The sequence below is a fragment of the Actinomadura sp. NPDC048394 genome (assembly GCF_040651755.1).
Lineage (GTDB): Bacteria > Actinomycetota > Actinomycetes > Streptosporangiales > Streptosporangiaceae > Spirillospora > Spirillospora montaniterrae.
Window position 1 is genome coordinate 17,714 of record NZ_JBEZJL010000085.1, and the last position, 14,039, is coordinate 31,752.

14 protein-coding genes are annotated in these 14,039 nt (G+C 73.5%); 7 read left to right on the top strand and 7 right to left on the bottom strand.

The genetic code is table 11. From position 1 onward, the window contains the following. Positions 1-20: 20 nt before the first annotated feature. Both AB0C78_RS41780 and AB0C78_RS41785 read right to left on the bottom strand, forming a co-directional pair. On the bottom strand, positions 21-665 hold the full coding sequence (locus tag AB0C78_RS41780) for a LysE family translocator (RefSeq protein WP_360759249.1): 645 nt from the start codon (positions 663-665) through the stop codon (positions 21-23). A 116-nt stretch (positions 666-781) separates the two neighbouring features. Then, positions 782-1,813 carry a saccharopine dehydrogenase NADP-binding domain-containing protein gene (locus tag AB0C78_RS41785; RefSeq protein ID WP_360759251.1) on the bottom strand — a complete coding sequence of 344 codons (1,032 nt, stop codon included), beginning with the start codon at positions 1,811-1,813 and terminating at the stop codon, positions 782-784. Between the two features lie 128 nt (positions 1,814-1,941). Here AB0C78_RS41785 and AB0C78_RS41790 point away from each other — a divergent pair, with 128 nt between their 5' ends. Then, the gene (locus tag AB0C78_RS41790; RefSeq protein WP_360759253.1) at positions 1,942-2,922 is read left to right on the top strand and encodes an AraC family transcriptional regulator; all 981 of its coding nucleotides are present in this window, start codon (positions 1,942-1,944) and stop codon (positions 2,920-2,922) included. A gap of 38 nt (positions 2,923-2,960) precedes the next feature. Continuing rightward, the gene (locus tag AB0C78_RS41795; RefSeq protein WP_360759256.1) at positions 2,961-4,499 is read left to right on the top strand and encodes a glycosyltransferase family 39 protein; all 1,539 of its coding nucleotides are present in this window, start codon (positions 2,961-2,963) and stop codon (positions 4,497-4,499) included. A gap of 9 nt (positions 4,500-4,508) precedes the next feature. On the opposite strand, the gene AB0C78_RS41800 is transcribed toward AB0C78_RS41795, so the two are convergent. Beyond that, positions 4,509-5,756 (bottom strand): MFS transporter, encoded by a 1,248-nt coding sequence (locus tag AB0C78_RS41800; RefSeq protein ID WP_360759258.1) that lies wholly within the window; start codon positions 5,754-5,756, stop codon positions 4,509-4,511. Between the two features lie 134 nt (positions 5,757-5,890). Between AB0C78_RS41800 and AB0C78_RS41805 the strand changes: the two genes are divergently transcribed. Continuing rightward, a complete protein-coding gene (locus AB0C78_RS41805; RefSeq protein WP_360759261.1) occupies positions 5,891-6,358 on the top strand; it encodes a MarR family transcriptional regulator in 468 nt (155 codons plus the stop codon). A gap of 12 nt (positions 6,359-6,370) precedes the next feature. On the opposite strand, the gene AB0C78_RS41810 is transcribed toward AB0C78_RS41805, so the two are convergent. Further along, positions 6,371-7,021 carry a DUF1444 domain-containing protein gene (locus AB0C78_RS41810; protein ID WP_360759264.1) on the bottom strand — a complete coding sequence of 217 codons (651 nt, stop codon included), beginning with the start codon at positions 7,019-7,021 and terminating at the stop codon, positions 6,371-6,373. A 154-nt stretch (positions 7,022-7,175) separates the two neighbouring features. On the opposite strand from AB0C78_RS41810, the gene AB0C78_RS41815 reads away from it, so the two are divergent. Genes AB0C78_RS41815 through AB0C78_RS41830 form a run of 4 tightly spaced genes read left to right on the top strand, consistent with a single transcriptional unit; the run spans position 7,176 to position 10,825 of the window. After that, positions 7,176-7,823, top strand: a complete 648-nt coding sequence (locus AB0C78_RS41815) for an ABC transporter permease (protein WP_151539204.1) — start codon at positions 7,176-7,178, stop codon at positions 7,821-7,823. Then, complete coding sequence (locus tag AB0C78_RS41820; protein WP_360759266.1) at positions 7,816-9,039, top strand: betaine/proline/choline family ABC transporter ATP-binding protein; 1,224 nt, start codon at positions 7,816-7,818, stop codon at positions 9,037-9,039. Before AB0C78_RS41815 ends, AB0C78_RS41820 begins: the two co-directional genes overlap by 8 nt. Beyond that, the gene (locus AB0C78_RS41825; RefSeq protein WP_360759269.1) at positions 9,036-9,857 is read left to right on the top strand and encodes an ABC transporter permease; all 822 of its coding nucleotides are present in this window, start codon (positions 9,036-9,038) and stop codon (positions 9,855-9,857) included. Before AB0C78_RS41820 ends, AB0C78_RS41825 begins: the two co-directional genes overlap by 4 nt. After that, the gene (locus AB0C78_RS41830; RefSeq protein ID WP_360759272.1) at positions 9,857-10,825 is read left to right on the top strand and encodes a glycine betaine ABC transporter substrate-binding protein; all 969 of its coding nucleotides are present in this window, start codon (positions 9,857-9,859) and stop codon (positions 10,823-10,825) included. The genes AB0C78_RS41825 and AB0C78_RS41830 overlap by 1 nt, the downstream gene beginning before the upstream one ends. On the opposite strand, the gene AB0C78_RS41835 is transcribed toward AB0C78_RS41830, so the two are convergent. Genes AB0C78_RS41835 through AB0C78_RS41845 form a run of 3 tightly spaced genes read right to left on the bottom strand, consistent with a single transcriptional unit; the run spans position 10,818 to position 13,811 of the window. Beyond that, a complete protein-coding gene (locus AB0C78_RS41835; RefSeq protein WP_360759275.1) occupies positions 10,818-12,317 on the bottom strand; it encodes a cobyric acid synthase in 1,500 nt (499 codons plus the stop codon). The genes AB0C78_RS41830 and AB0C78_RS41835 overlap by 8 nt on opposite strands. After that, on the bottom strand, positions 12,314-13,216 hold the full coding sequence (locus AB0C78_RS41840; protein WP_360759277.1) for a cobalamin biosynthesis protein: 903 nt from the start codon (positions 13,214-13,216) through the stop codon (positions 12,314-12,316). Before AB0C78_RS41840 ends, AB0C78_RS41835 begins: the two co-directional genes overlap by 4 nt. Then, a complete protein-coding gene (locus AB0C78_RS41845) occupies positions 13,191-13,811 on the bottom strand; it encodes a phosphotransferase (protein WP_360759280.1) in 621 nt (206 codons plus the stop codon). Before AB0C78_RS41845 ends, AB0C78_RS41840 begins: the two co-directional genes overlap by 26 nt. Positions 13,812-14,039 lie beyond the last annotated feature (228 nt).

Sequence of the window (14,039 nt, forward strand, 5' to 3'; positions counted from 1 at the left end):
CGCGCCCTGGCGGCGGCCCGCTAGTCCTTGCGGCCGGTCGCGGCGATGGTGACGCCGAGGCCGATCATCATCAGGCCGCCGGTGCCGCCGATCGCGGCGAGCCGGCGCGGCGACCGGGCGAACCAGCCGCGCGCGGCGCCGGCGGCGAGCCCCCAGCAGCTGTCGCACAGCAGCGCGATCACCACGAAGATCAGCCCGAACACCAGCATCTGCAGCGGCACGTGCCCGCGCCCGCGGTCCACGAACTGCGGCAGCACCGCGGCGAAGAAGACCGTCGTCTTCGGGTTGGTGGCGCCGACGACGAAGCCCTGCCACAGGTCCCGGGCGCGGCTGCGGCCGGACGCGCCGCCCGCGCCGCCGATCGCCTCGGTCAGCGACCGGCGGTGCCGGAACGCCTGAACGCCGAGGTACACCAGGTAGGCGGCGCCCGCCAGCTTCAGCGCGGTGAACACCACGACGGACCGTTCCACGATCGAGCCGATCCCGAGCGCGACGGCGGCGACCAGCGCCAGCGCGCCGATCTCGTTGCCGACGACGCTGGTCAGCGCGGTGCCGCGGCCGTGCGCGAGGGCCCGGCCGACCACGAACAGCACGGTCGGGCCGGGGATCACGATGATCGCGAGGGCCATCGCGGAGAAGGCGAGCAGTTGTCCGGTCGACATCATGGACGAACAGTACGCACCGGACTTCCCGCCCGCCCACCGGTTTTCACGCCGGTCTCACGCGGTCTCCCGCCGGCCTCACGCCGACCTCACGCCGGTCCTACGCTGCCTCGACGGTCCTACGCCGCCTCGACCCGCCAGGACGCGCCGGACGCCTCGAGGAAGCCGAGCAGGTCCGCCGGGTCGAACGCCTCGGCGGGAGTGCGGGTCCCGGCGGGCGCCCCGTCCGCGACGAGCCGCCGGGCGCCCTCGACCGCGATCACCGCGGTGGTCCCGTACGCGTCCGTCCCGGTCACCTCGCCGCGCACGGTCCGTCCGGACCGGTCGGACGCCTCCGCCACCATGAGCCACCGGGCGGCCGCGCGGGACGCCTCGTCCGGCCGCTCCGGGACGCTCTCCACGACCTCGGCGCTCAGGCTCCCGAACAGCGCGGCCACCTCGGCGCGGATCGCGCCCCGGACGCGCCGGGCCCGCACGTGGCGCGGGACGGTGACGACGCCGGGCAGCGCGAAGGAGGCGATCGCGGCCTTGTCCGGCTCGCCGGGCACGACGATCGTCCGCCCGGTGTCGTCGGCGGGCGCGGCGGCCCAGCCTCCGTCGCGGTACTCCAGCGGCACCGCGCCCTCGGCCGCCGCCATCGAACGGGCGGTGCCGCGCGACACGGCGCCGGGCCGCCGCAGGTCGGCGACCAGCAGGTCGTCGATGTCGCCGAGGCGCGCGGCGACGAGCGCGGCGACCAGGTCGCCAGGCCCGCCGTCGTCGGCCAGCCCGGGGACGACCGTCACTCCGGCGCGGCGGGCGTCCGCGTCGAACGTGTCGAGGACGTGCCGCAGGTAGCCCTGCTCCCCGGTCGTGTCGACGTAGTGGCTGCCGGCGGCGATCGCGGCCCGCACGACCGGTTCGCCCCACAGCGCGAACGGTCCCGCGCAGTTGAGCACGGCGTCGCAGTCGCGGAACGCCTCGGCGAGCGCGGCGTGGTCACCGAGCCCCGCGACCCGGAGTTCGGCGTCCTGCGCGCCGGCGCGGTCGGCGGACTCGCTGAGGCGTACCGCGTCGCGTCCCACGGCGACGGCGGCGATCCCCCTCCGGCTCGATTCGGCAAGCGCCAGGCCTCCGGTGAACCCGCTCGCTCCGTAAACGGCGATCTTCATGCTGTCTCCCTGTCGTGATGCTCTCTGCGATCACCGTAGGGAGGGCGCACGAGACTACCCATGCCTCAGGATCCAGTTGCCATGTCCATTCGTCTCGATGCTGCGTGCTTCGCGATACGTTCGGACGCATGGACGTGCTCAGCGACGCCATCTCCGCCATGCGGCTCGGGCGGCCGCACTCCTCGCGCACCGTCCTGGACGCGCCGTGGGGCGTGCGGTTCGAGCCGCAGCCGGGCGCAGGCTTCCATGTCCTGCTCAAGGGCGCCTGCTGGCTGATCCCCGCGGCGGGCGAGCCGGTCCGGCTCGGCGTCGGAGACGTCGCGTTCCTGCCGCGCGAGCTGGGCCACGGCATCGCGGACGTCCCGGACCGCCCGCTGGCCGACGCCCGCTCGCTCACCCGCCCGCAGCCGGCGGACGGCCAGGTCACGGACGACCGCACGGATGGCCGCACGGATGGCCGCACGGACGGCCGCACGGACGGCCGCACGGAGATGCTGTGCGGCGCGTACCGCCTCGACCAGACCCGGGTGCATCCGCTGCTCGCCGAGCTTCCCGACGTCGTCCACATCCCGGCGCGGATCGGCAGGCACCCGTCGCTGCGGGGCGCGATCGAGCTGCTCGGCCGCGAGCTGGACGGCGGCACGCGGCACGGCGGCGACGCCGCGCTGCCCGCCCTGCTGGACATCCTGCTGCTGTACATGGTGCGCGCCTGGTACGAGGACCGTCCGGCGGACGAGGCGACGGGCTGGGCGGCGGCGCTGCGCGATCCGGCGGTCGCCGCCGCGCTGCGGGGCGTCCACGACGAGCCGGGCCGACCGTGGACGGTCCGGTCGCTGGCCGAACGGGCGGGCCTGTCCCGTGCCGCGTTCGCGCGCCGGTTCACCGCCACGGTCGGCTCGCCTCCGCTGGCGTACGCGACGTGGTGGCGGATGACGGTCGCCGCGCGGCTGCTGCGGGACACCGACCTGCCGCTGCGGGCGGTCGCGGAGCGGGTGGGGTACGCGTCGGAGTTCGCGTTCGCGAAGGCGTTCAAGCGGGAGTTCGCGCAGGCACCGGGCCGGTTCCGGGAGGCGGCGCGGGGAGATGACCGGCCCTGGCCGGAGGAATGATCGTGACGTAGGCCACATTCGCGACATACGTTGATCGCATGTCCGCTCCCGCGTCCGCCGCGTCCGGGCCCGTCGGCGTCACCTCCGCGGACGGTCCTGCACGGGTGGCGTGGAGGCCCGTGCTGCTGCTGGCGGGGGTGCTCGGCGCGCTGCTCCTCGCGGTCGCCGCCCGCTACGGCTACCACCGCGACGAGCTGTACTTCCGGGTCGCCGGACGGCACCTGGCCTGGGGCTACCCGGACCAGCCGCCGCTGCTGCCGCTGCTGACCCGCGCCGCGACGGCGGTGTTCGGCGACACGCTCGTGGCGCTGCGCGTCCCCGCCGCCGTCTTCGCCGCGGCGGGCGTCGTGGTCGCCGCGCTGACGGCGCGCGAGATGGGCGGCGGTCGCCGCGCCCAGCTCCTCACCGCCGCCTCCTACGCGGTGTGCCCGTTCGCGGTCGCGGTGGGACACAGCTTCTACACCGCGACGCTCGACCTGCTGCTGTCGACGGCGCTGGTGTGGCTCGTGGTCAGGTGGGTGCGGACGTCCGACCAGCGGATGCTGCTCGCGGCCGGCGCGGTCGCGGCGGCGGCGCTGAACGTCAAGTACCTGGCCGGGTTCCTGCTCGCCGCGATCGTCGCGGGCCTGCTCGTCTCCGGCCCCCGGGACTTCCTCCGCCGCCCGATGTTCGCGGCCGGGGCCGCCGTGGTCGTGGCCGCGCTGCTGCCCGGGCTGGTGTGGCAGGCCCGGCACGGCTGGCCGCAGATCGACATGGCCGGGCAGATCGCCGGCAGCGGCGACTTCGCCGGACGGCCCGGCTTCGTCCCGTTCCAGATACTGATGACCGGGATCGTGCCGTCCTGGCTGTGGATCTACGGGCTGTGGCGGACGTACCGGTCGGACGCCCTGCGCCCGTTCCGCTTCCTCGGCCACGCCTACCTGCTGCTGAACGTCCTGTTCATCGCGACCGGCGGCAAGCCGTACTACCTCGCCGGGCTGTGGGCGGCGCTGTGGGCGGCCGGCGCCGTCGAGGTCGAGCGGCGCGGCGCGCCGCGCGGCTGGGGCTGGGCGGCGACCGTCCCGGCGTACGCGGTGACGGCGGCGATCAGCATCGCGCTGACGCTGCCGGTGTACCCGGTGAAGTGGCTGGCCGACACGCCGCAGCCGGTCATCAATGCCGACTCCGCCGAGACCGTCGGCTGGCCCCGCTTCGCGCGGGACGTCGCGCGCGTCTACCGGGCGCTGCCGGCGGACGAGCGCGCCAAGGCCGTGATCGTGACGGGCAACTACGGCGAGGCCGGCGCGCTCGACCGGTACGGCCCGAAGCTCGGCCTGCCCCGCGCCTACAGCGGGCACAACGGCTTCTGGTACTTCGGCCGCCCGCCCGACACCGGCGGCCCGACCATCGTCATCGGCCCTGACACCGTCGCCGACGGCGCCCGCCTGCACCGCTACTGGACGGACGTCCGCCCGGTGAGCCGCATCGACAACGGCGTCGGCCTCGATAACCAGGAACAGGGCAAACCGGTATGGGTCTGCCGCGGGCAGCGCGCCCCCTGGACGCGCCTGTGGCCCGAGTTCAAGACCCTCGGCTGACCCGGGGCGTCAGCACGGCACATGGCTCGCCTCGGCGGCGGGAGCGGCCGACGGCACCGTCCGGTCGCGGTGGTCGCGGTGGTCGCGGTGGTCGCGGTGGTCGCGGTGGTCGCGGCGGTCGCGGCGGTCCAGGGCGCCGCCCGCCAGCGCGGCCGCGAACCCGGCGGCGCCGAGCAGGGCGGCCACCCAGAGCGCGGAGGTGTATCCGAGCCCGGCCCCGATCGTCAGCCCGGCCAGGGCGGGGCCGACCGCGTTGCCGAGGTTGAAGGCCGAGACGTTCGCGGCGGACGCCATGGTCGGTGCGGCGGCCGCCCTCTCCACCACCCACACCTGCAGCGGCGGGATGGTGGCCGAGGCGACGACGCCGAAGACGGTCAGCGTCGCCACCGCCGCGATCCGGTCGTGCGAGGTCACCAGCAGCACCGCCGACAGCGCGGTCAGCCCGGCGAGCGCGGCGAGGACCGTCGGCAGCAGCGCCCGGTCGGTGTAGCGGCCGCCGAGCGGGCCGCCGACCAGCATCCCGGCGCCGAGCAGCGTCATCACGACCGGGACCGCGCCCTTGCCGAACCCGGTGACGTCGGTGAGCAGCGGCGCCACGTAGGTGACGACGGCCAGCACGGGGGCCCAGCCGAGCGCGGTGGTGGCGAGCGCCAGCCACATCCGGCCGCCGCGGAACACCGCCATCTCGTGCCGGAGCCCGCCGCTCGGGCGCGGGCCGGACGGGACGAGCAGCGTGATGCCGGCGAGCGCCACGACGCCGATCCCGGCGACCGTCCAGAAGGTGGCGCGCCAGCCGAGCTGCTGGCCGAGGAACGTGCCGAGCGGGACGCCGAGCACGTTCGCCAGGCTGATCCCGGTGAACATCAGCGCGACGGCCCGCGCGCGGCGCTCCGGCGCCACCAGCTCGGCGGCGACGACCGCGCCGACGCCGATGTAGGCGCCGTGCGCGAACGAGGCGACGATCCGCGCGGCGAGCAGGACGCCGAAGCCCGGCGCGAGCGCGGACAGCAGGTGCGCGGCGACGAACAGGCCCATCAGGCCGACGAGCATGGTCTTGCGGGGCAGCCGCGCGCCGAGCGCGGTGATCAATGGCGCGCCCACCACCACGCCGAACGCGTAGCCGGACACCAGCAGCCCGGCGGCGGGGATCGAGGTGTGGAAGTCGGACGCGAGGTCCGGCAGCAGACCGGCGATGACGAACTCGGTCGTGCCGATGCCGAAGGCGCCCAGCGCGAGGGCCAGCAGCGCGAGGGGCATGAGGAGTCTCCTCGGGTAGAGTAGGCGGCGCCTGCAACATCAAGCGCATGCATTTATTGCACGAGCATGTATTTGCAGACGCCTGCTATATCACCATGCAAGTACCTGGCGCGCAACACGAGGAGGCGTGAGCCATGTCACCCGCCGAGCCGTCCGGCGCCCCCACCGGCACGGGCGACCGCGCCCAGGGCTGGCGGACCCTCGCCGCCCTGCACGCGCGCATCGAGGACGAGATCGAGCGCGCCCTCCAGCGCCGGCACGGCCTGAGCGTCAACGAGTTCTGCGTGCTGCACCACCTCGCCGAACCGGACGGCCGGCACGTCCGGATGCAGCAGCTCGCCGACAAGCTCGTGCTCAGCCAGAGCGCGACGACCCGCCTGGTCGCCCGGCTGGAGAAGCGCGGCCTGCTCACCCGCGTGCTGTCGGAGGAGGACCGCCGCGGCATCTGCGCCGAGGCCACCCCCGAAGGGCGCGAGCTGCACGCCGAAGCCGCCCCGACGCACAACGCCGCGCTCGACGACGCGCTGGCCGCGGCGTCCCGGCTGCCGGAGCTCGCCCCGCTCGTCGCGGCGCTGGAGGGGCTGGCGAACCTGAAGGTGTGACGGCGGCCGGGGTCAGCCCGCCAGGATCTCCCAGGTCGTGCCGCGGCGGACCAGCAGGTCGTGGGTCAGGAGGCTGCCCGCCGGGACGTCCCACGCCGGGTCCGAGACGCCGTCGCCGCGGTTCTCCGCCCACACCTGGCCGACCGCCCAGCGCAGCTTGTCGACACCGTCCGGATGCCCGGTGCCCGACGCCACGAACACGTCCCGCGCGGGGGCCGCGACGACCAGGTCGCCCTCCACGTCCTGCGCGAGCTTGTCGAGGAACCCCTCGTCCAGCAGCAGCGCCGCCTCCAGGCCGCCCCGCCGCGACGGCGCGCCCATCGGGCCGGGCTCGCCGAGCGTCACCGTCACCGCCCGCACGTCCGGGTACCAGCTGAGCCCGAGCTCCGGCCGGCGGTCCCGCAGGTTGATCACCGCCTGGCGGCGCAGGTCCCCGGCCGCGACGCCGAGCTCGGCGCAGTGCCGCGGCGCCACGTGCTCGTAGCGGCGGCCCGCCACCGCCGACTCGTCGGCGATCTCCAGCGCGTAGGTGACGTACAGGTCGCCGGCGAACGCGTCGCGGACCGGCTCCTCGTCCGGCGGCAGCGGGAACTCCAGCTGGATCTCCGCCGGAACCCGCGCCTTCATCAGCGGGACGATGAGACTGGACCGCTCCTCGGTCACCGACATTCCTCCGTACTCATTGCTTCGCACGCGAGCGCAACGCTGAGGTCGTTGAGGGTCGAGCTTAGTACGGGTGCGAGAGGGGCCGGGTTGCCCCGCGTGACGTGGGTGTGATCGTGCGGCGACGGTGGGTAGTGATCACGGCGGAGGGGACGTGAACTTCTGGGAGTATCTGGACAGCCGGCGCGAGCGGCTCCAGTTCGAGACGTGGCAGCACGCCAGCATGGTGTTCCAGTGCGTGCTGGCCGCGCTGGTGCTCGGGCTGCTGATCGGGCTCGCCGTCTACCGCAGCGGACGGCTGTCCGCGGTGGCCACCAGCACCGCCGGGGTGATCTTCACGGTGCCGTCGCTGGCGCTGCTCGGCCTGCTCATCACGCCGCTCGGGCTCGGCGTGGCGCCGAGCGTCGTCGCGCTGACCCTGTACTCGCTGCTGCCGATCGTGCGGAACACGATCGTCGGGCTGGCCGGCGTCGACCGGACGCTGGTGGACGCGGCGCGCGGCATCGGGATGACCCGCACCGCGATCCTGCTGCGCGTCGAGCTGCCGCTCGCGTGGCCGGTGATCCTCACCGGCGTCCGGGTGAGCACGCAGCTCGCGATGGGGATCGGCGCGATCGCCGCGTACGTGTCCGGGCCGGGGCTCGGCGAGCAGATCTTCTCCGGGCTGGCCCGGCTGGGCGGCGCCAACGCGATCAACATGACGCTCGCCGGGACCGTCCTGATCATCATCCTGGCGCTGCTGTTCGACGGCTGCTTCGTGCTGATCGGACGGCTGACGACCCCGCGGGGCGTCCGTGTCTGACGGCGGCGCGCGGGAGGCCGGCGGCGTGCGGGAGGCCGGCGGCCCGGCGACGGCCGCCGAGGACGACGCGGGGCGCGGCGGGATCCGGCTGATCAACGTCACCAAGCGGTATCCGGGGCAGGCCACCCCCGCCGTCGACGACGTCACGATGACGATCCGCGGCGGCGAGATCGTCGTGCTGCTCGGCCCGTCCGGCAGCGGCAAGACCACGATGATGCGGCTCATCAACCGGCTGATCGAGCCGACCTCCGGGAAGATCATCGTGGCGGGGCGGGACGCGATGGGCCTCGACCCGACGGAGCTGCGCCGGCACATCGGCTACGTCATCCAGAACGCCGGGCTGTTCCCGCACATGACGGTCGCGACGAACGTCGGGCTCGTCCCGCAGATGCTGAAGTGGGACAAGAAGCGGATCGCCGAGCGCGTCGACGAGCTGCTCGAACTCGTCGACCTCGACCCCGCGCAGTACCGCGACCGGTATCCGCGCGAGCTGTCCGGCGGCCAGCAGCAGCGCGTCGGCGTCGCGCGCGCGCTCGGCGCTGACCCGCCCGCCATGCTGATGGACGAGCCCTTCGGCGCCCTCGACCCGATCACCCGCGGGAACCTGCAGGACTCGCTGCTGCGGCTCCAGGAGGAGCTCGGCAAGACGATCGTGTTCGTCACGCACGACATCGACGAGGCGCTCAAGCTCGGCGACCGCATCGCGATCCTCGACAAGGGCTCGCGGGTCGCGCAGTACGCGACGCCGCAGGAGATCCTGCTGAACCCGGCCGACGCGTACGTCGAGCAGTTCCTCGGCGGCGGGCAGGCGATGCGGCTGCTGCAGTTCAGCCGGGTCGCCGACGTCCCGCTGCAGGACGTGCCGCGGGCGCGGACCGGCGACGACGCGGCGGAGGTCCGGCGCCGGATCGAGGAAAGCGAGATCGGCTTCGCGATCGTCCTGGACGAGCGGGACCGTCCCGTCCGGTGGGCGCACCCCGAGGACGTGGAGGGCGTCACCGGGCCGATCGGCGAGCGCGGCATGGCCGTCGCGCCGCCGATCCGGGCCCGCGACACCCTCCAGCAGGCGCTCGAGTCGCTGATCCAGATCGAGCACGAGTGGGTGCCGGTCGTCGGGCCGCGCGGCGTCTACCGCGGCACGGTCACCCTCGGCACCCTGCAGAACGCGATCAAGGACATGAAGGACCGCGCGCGGACCCGGCGGCGGCCGTCGTGAGCGGCCCGCCGCCCGCCGCCGCGGCGCCGTCCGGGGAGGCGCCAGCGGAGAACCCGAGCGCCGCCGGCGAGCCGCGCGAGTCGCTGCACACGCCGACCGGGCGGTCCTGGCGGTCGTGGCTGGAGCCGATCGCGATCGTCCTGATCGGCGCCGCGTGGCTGCTGTACGTGGAGAACTCGAACCTCGACAGCATCGCCCGGCGCAGCCTCGCGACGCGCTACGTCGGGCAGAAGACGTGGGAGCACATCGAGCTGACCGTCGTGTCGACGCTCGCCGTCCTGGTGATCGCGATCCCGCTCGGCGTCCTGCTGAGCCGCTCGTGGGCACGTCCGGCGACGCCGTTCGTGCTGGCGGTCGCCAACATCGGGCAGTCCGCGCCCGCGATCGGCGTGGTCGTGCTGCTCGCCGTGATCTGGGGCATCGGCTTCTGGACGGCCGTCGTCGCGCTCGTCGCCTACGGGGTGCTGCCGGCGCTCCGCAACACCATGGTCGGCCTCCAGCAGGTCGACCCGACCCTCACCGACGCGGGGCGCGGCATCGGGATGTCGCCGGGCACGGTGCTGCGCCGCGTCGAGCTGCCCCTCGCCGTGCCGGTCATCCTCGCCGGGATCCGCACCACGCTCGTGCTCATGGTCGGGACGGCCAGCATCGCCGCGTTCATCAGCGGCGGCGGCCTCGGCGACCTCATCACCAGCGGCGTCAGCACGCAGCGCACCCCGGTGCTGCTGACCGGCTGCGTCCTCATCGCGCTGCTCGCGCTGCTCATCGACTGGCTCGGCGGGATGGCGACCCGGCTGCTGGCGCCGAAGGGGCTGTGATGCGGCGGCGGCTCCTCGCGGCGGCGCTGGCGCCGGTGCTCGCGCTCGCCGGGTGCGGGCTCAAGCCGGCGTCGGCGTTCATCCCGCACATCGAGCCCGCCGGCATCCGCCCCATCCCGGACCTGAAGGACGCGACGATCCGCGTCACCTCGAAGGAGTTCACCGAGCAGATCATCCTCGGCAAGATCGCGGTGCTGGCGCTCACCGCCGCCGGCGCGAACGCGGTCGACCACACCAACGTGCAGGGCAGCGTCACCGCCCGCAAGTCCATCACCAGCGGCGACAACGACCTCGCCTGGGAGTACACCGGCACCGGCTGGATCACCTACCTCGGGCAGGAGAACCCGATCCCGGACCCGCAGAAGCAGTTCGAGGCCGTCCGCGACCTGGACATGAAACGCAACCACATCGCATGGCTGGCGCCTCCGGCGCCGCTCAACAACACCTATGCGATGGCCGTCACGACCGCGAACCAGAAACGGTTCGGGCTCACCGACCTGTCCGACATGGCGAAAGTGCCGGCGGGGCAGCGGACGTTCTGCGTCGACCCCGAATTCTTCGCCCGCAACGACGGGTTGCGCGGAATGCTCAAGGCGTACGGGCTGTCCTACGGGTCGAGCGTCCCCGCCACGAACGTGCGGCAGATGTCGTCGGGCGTCGTCTACAACGCGACGTCGAGCGGGAAATGCACCTTCGGCGAGGTGTTCACCACCGACGGCCGCATCCAGGCTCTTCACCTGCACGTTCTGGGCGACAGCAAGCACTTCTTCCCGAACTACAACCCGGCCATCACCGTCCGCGACTCGGTGCTGCGCGCGCATCCCGAACTCACCGGCCTCTTCGCGAAGATCAGCCCGAGACTGACGACGACCGTCATGCGGAACCTCAACAGCAAGGTCGACGTGAACGGCGACGACCCGGTGCTCGTCGCCCGCGACTGGATGCGCGAACAGGGACTCGTCAAATGACCGGTGCGCCGCCCGGCGGCACCACGGGCAGATCGCCCGGCGCGCCCTTCTCGATGAGCCGCCACACGGCGTCGGTGTCGAGATGCTCCTCGACGAGATCGCCGAGCGCGTCGAAGGTCGCCTCCCGCAACGCGGCGAACCCGACGTCCGGCGCCGGAGTGAAATCGCGCCCGGCCGTTTCCGCGACGTCCTTCAGGAACGCCCGCCGGAATCCGTCGTTCTCCATGGCGCCATGCCACGTCGTCCCCCAGACGGCGCCCACACGGCACCCGTCGAGAAAAGGCTCGCCGCCTTCCACGGACACGATGCCGTGGTGGATCTCGTAGGCGTCGACGTTCTCGCCATAGGCGCTTCCTCGCGGCCGTCCGAGCGTCTTGTCGCTCTCGAAAACGGCCCTCGCGGGGAGCAGGCCGAGCCCTTCGACGAGCCCGGCCCCTGATTCCACGCGGTCCTCGATCTCCTTCGCGAGCATCTGGTGACCGCCGCAGATGCCGAGCACCGGACGCCCTTCCCGGGCCCGCCGCACGATCTCGTCCGCCATTCCGCGCTCGCGCAGCCACGCCAGGTCGCTGACCGTCGCCCGCGTCCCCGGCAGCACGACGAGATCGGCCTCCGCGAGGTCCCCGGCGCTGGCCGCATAGCGCACCACGACGCCCGGCTCGCACGCCAGCGCGTCCATGTCGGTGAAATTCGAGATGCGCGGGAACCGCACGACCGCGATCCGCAGCGTCTGCCTCCCGAAAGGCGCGGCGGCGTCCGGACGCGGCGCGTCCAGGGCGAGCGTGTCCTCGGAATCCAGGTAAAGCCCGAGCGTCCACGGCAGCACGCCCAGCACGGGACGCCCGGTGAGCCGCCGCAACTGCTCGAGCCCCGGCTCCAGCAATTCCTTCGCGCCCCGGAACTTGTTGATGACGAAACCCGCGATGAGCGCCTGGTCGGCCGGCTCCAGCAGCGCGACCGTCCCGAACAACGACGCGAACACTCCGCCCCGGTCGATGTCCCCGACCACGACGACCGGCAGGTCCGCCATTCTCGCGAGCCCCATGTTGACGATGTCCCCGGCCCGCAGGTTGATCTCCGCCGGGCTTCCCGCGCCCTCGCAGACCACCACCTCGTACTCGCTCCGGAGCTCGTCCAGGCTCTCCTTCACGACGCCGCGCAGCCATTCCTTGTGGTCGCCGTACTGGAGCGCGTCCACCTCGGCGACCGGCCTGCCCAGCACCACGACCTGGCTGCGCCGGTCGCTGCCCGGCTTCAGCAGCACCGGGTTCATCACCGCGCGCGGCTCCACCCCGGCCGCCTGCGCCTGCATGTACTGCGCCCGCCCGATCTCGGCGCCGTCCGCCGTCACCATCGAATTCAGCGACATGTTCTGCGCCTTGAACGGCGCCACCTTCACGCCCCGCCGCGCCAGCCACCGGCACAACCCGGCGGTCACCACGCTCTTCCCCGCGTCGGACGTCGTCCCCGCGACCAGCAGACCGCCGCTCACCGCAGCCCCCACACCAGCGCCGCCGCCGCGAACGTCACGGCCGCCGACAACCGCACCGCCCTGCCTATATCGCGGACCTCGGGAGCCCGCCCGTCGCCCATTTCCGGCCGATGCTCCACCGCGCCTCCGTACGAATTCGTCCCGCCCAGCCTCACACCCAGCGCCCCCGCGAACGCGGCCTCGCACCGTCCCGCATTTGGGCTCGGATGATTGCCGCCGTCCCGCCTGAGAACCCGCCAGGCGTCCCGTCCCGAGCAAAGGACGACGAGCATTCCGGTCAGCCTCGCCGGAACCCAGTTCGCCACATCGTCCAACCGCGCCGCCGCCCACCCGAACCGCTCATAGCGCGGATTCCGGTAGCCGACCATCGCGTCCAGAGTGTTGACGGCCCGATACGCCAGCAGCCCCGGAACACCGCCCACGGCCCCCCAGACCAACGGGGCGATGGCCGCATCCGACGTGTTCTCCGCCACCGATTCCACGGTCGCCCGCGCCAATGCCGCCTCGTCCAATCCCTTGGGATCCCGCGCGCACAAATGCGAAAGCCGCCCCCGCGCGGCCTCCAGATCGCCGTCCTCCAGAACCCGCTCCATGGCGAGCCCCTCACGACCCAAAGACGTCCCGCCCAGAACAGCCCACGTCGCGGCCGCCGTGAGCACGACCCTCAAAGGCCCCCGCGCCACCCGCTCCAGCAGAACCCCCGAAGCCACGGCACCGCCCACCAGAACCCCGGCATAAACAACGCCCGCCGCCCGCGAATCCCGATAAACGACCCGCTCGAACCTCGACGCCAGCCGCCCGAACCCCGCGACCGGATGCCCCCTCCGCGGATCCCCCAGAAGCGCGTCCAGCGCCACCCCAAGAACCAGCCCCTCAGCAGAGCCGCGCATCAAGCTCATCCCAGTGACGCTCCAACCAGTCCTGCGCCCGCCGGATCCGCGGGCCCGCCCCACCCTGCCAGATCCGCGCCCAGCCACCGCCTCCGGCCGCCCTCGCCCGCATCGCCTCGTACGACCGCTCGAACCGCACCCGCGCCGCCGGCAGCACCTCCCGCCGCCGCTCCCGGTCCAGCCCGTACGCGTCGCAGAAGATCCGCACCCGGCGCGCGACGTCCGCCCCGTAGAGCAGCGCGTCCCGGTCCGCCGGATCGGCGATCGGCGCCCAGTGCCGCAGCGCCGTCACCACGTCGTACAGCCGCGTCGTCGGCCGCGCCAGATCGAAGTCGATCAACGCCGCCGGCGTCCCGTCCCGGAACACCACGTTCTCCGGCGTCACATCGCAGTGCCCGATCAGCTCCGGAGGCCCGTCCAGATTGGACGCCTCCCGATCCCAGCCGTCCTCGGGCACCCCGTACGAGACCACCGCCTCGTGATACCGCCGCAGCAGCACCGCGACGCCCCGCAGCGCGTCCTCCGACACCGCGTACTCCGGCAGCGGCCGGTGCGGGACGTCCCCCGGCACCCAGCTGAGGATCTCCCGCCCGCGCCCGTCCACCCCGAGCACCCGCGGCGCCCCGTCGAACCCGGCCCCTCCAGGTGCCGCAGCAGCCCGTGCACCGCCGCGCTGTGCGCCCGAAGCGGCCTGCGCACCGTGTCCCCCACCCGCACCACGCCCTCCGTCACGTCCCCGCCGGAGAGCGGCACCTCACTGTCCACCGCCACAGCACCCCAAGATATGACCCTTCGCCCACCGCCCCGTCCCGACGCGTCCCCTGGTGGCACC

Excerpts from the sequence above, each read along its gene's own strand:
- AB0C78_RS41785 (WP_360759251.1), bottom strand. The coding sequence starts at position 1,813 with ATGAAGATCGCCGTTTACGGAGCGAGCGGGTTCACCGGAGGCCTGGCG.
- AB0C78_RS41840 (WP_360759277.1), bottom strand. The coding sequence starts at position 13,216 with ATGAGCTTGATGCGCGGCTCTGCTGAGGGGCTGGTTCTTGGGGTGGCG.
- AB0C78_RS41805 (WP_360759261.1), top strand. The coding sequence starts at position 5,891 with ATGTCACCCGCCGAGCCGTCCGGCGCCCCCACCGGCACGGGCGACCGC.
- AB0C78_RS41790 (WP_360759253.1), top strand. The coding sequence starts at position 1,942 with ATGGACGTGCTCAGCGACGCCATCTCCGCCATGCGGCTCGGGCGGCCG.
- AB0C78_RS41830 (WP_360759272.1), top strand. The coding sequence starts at position 9,857 with ATGCGGCGGCGGCTCCTCGCGGCGGCGCTGGCGCCGGTGCTCGCGCTC.
- AB0C78_RS41795 (WP_360759256.1), top strand. The coding sequence starts at position 2,961 with ATGTCCGCTCCCGCGTCCGCCGCGTCCGGGCCCGTCGGCGTCACCTCC.
- AB0C78_RS41800 (WP_360759258.1), bottom strand. The coding sequence starts at position 5,756 with ATGCCCCTCGCGCTGCTGGCCCTCGCGCTGGGCGCCTTCGGCATCGGC.
- AB0C78_RS41780 (WP_360759249.1), bottom strand. The coding sequence starts at position 665 with ATGATGTCGACCGGACAACTGCTCGCCTTCTCCGCGATGGCCCTCGCG.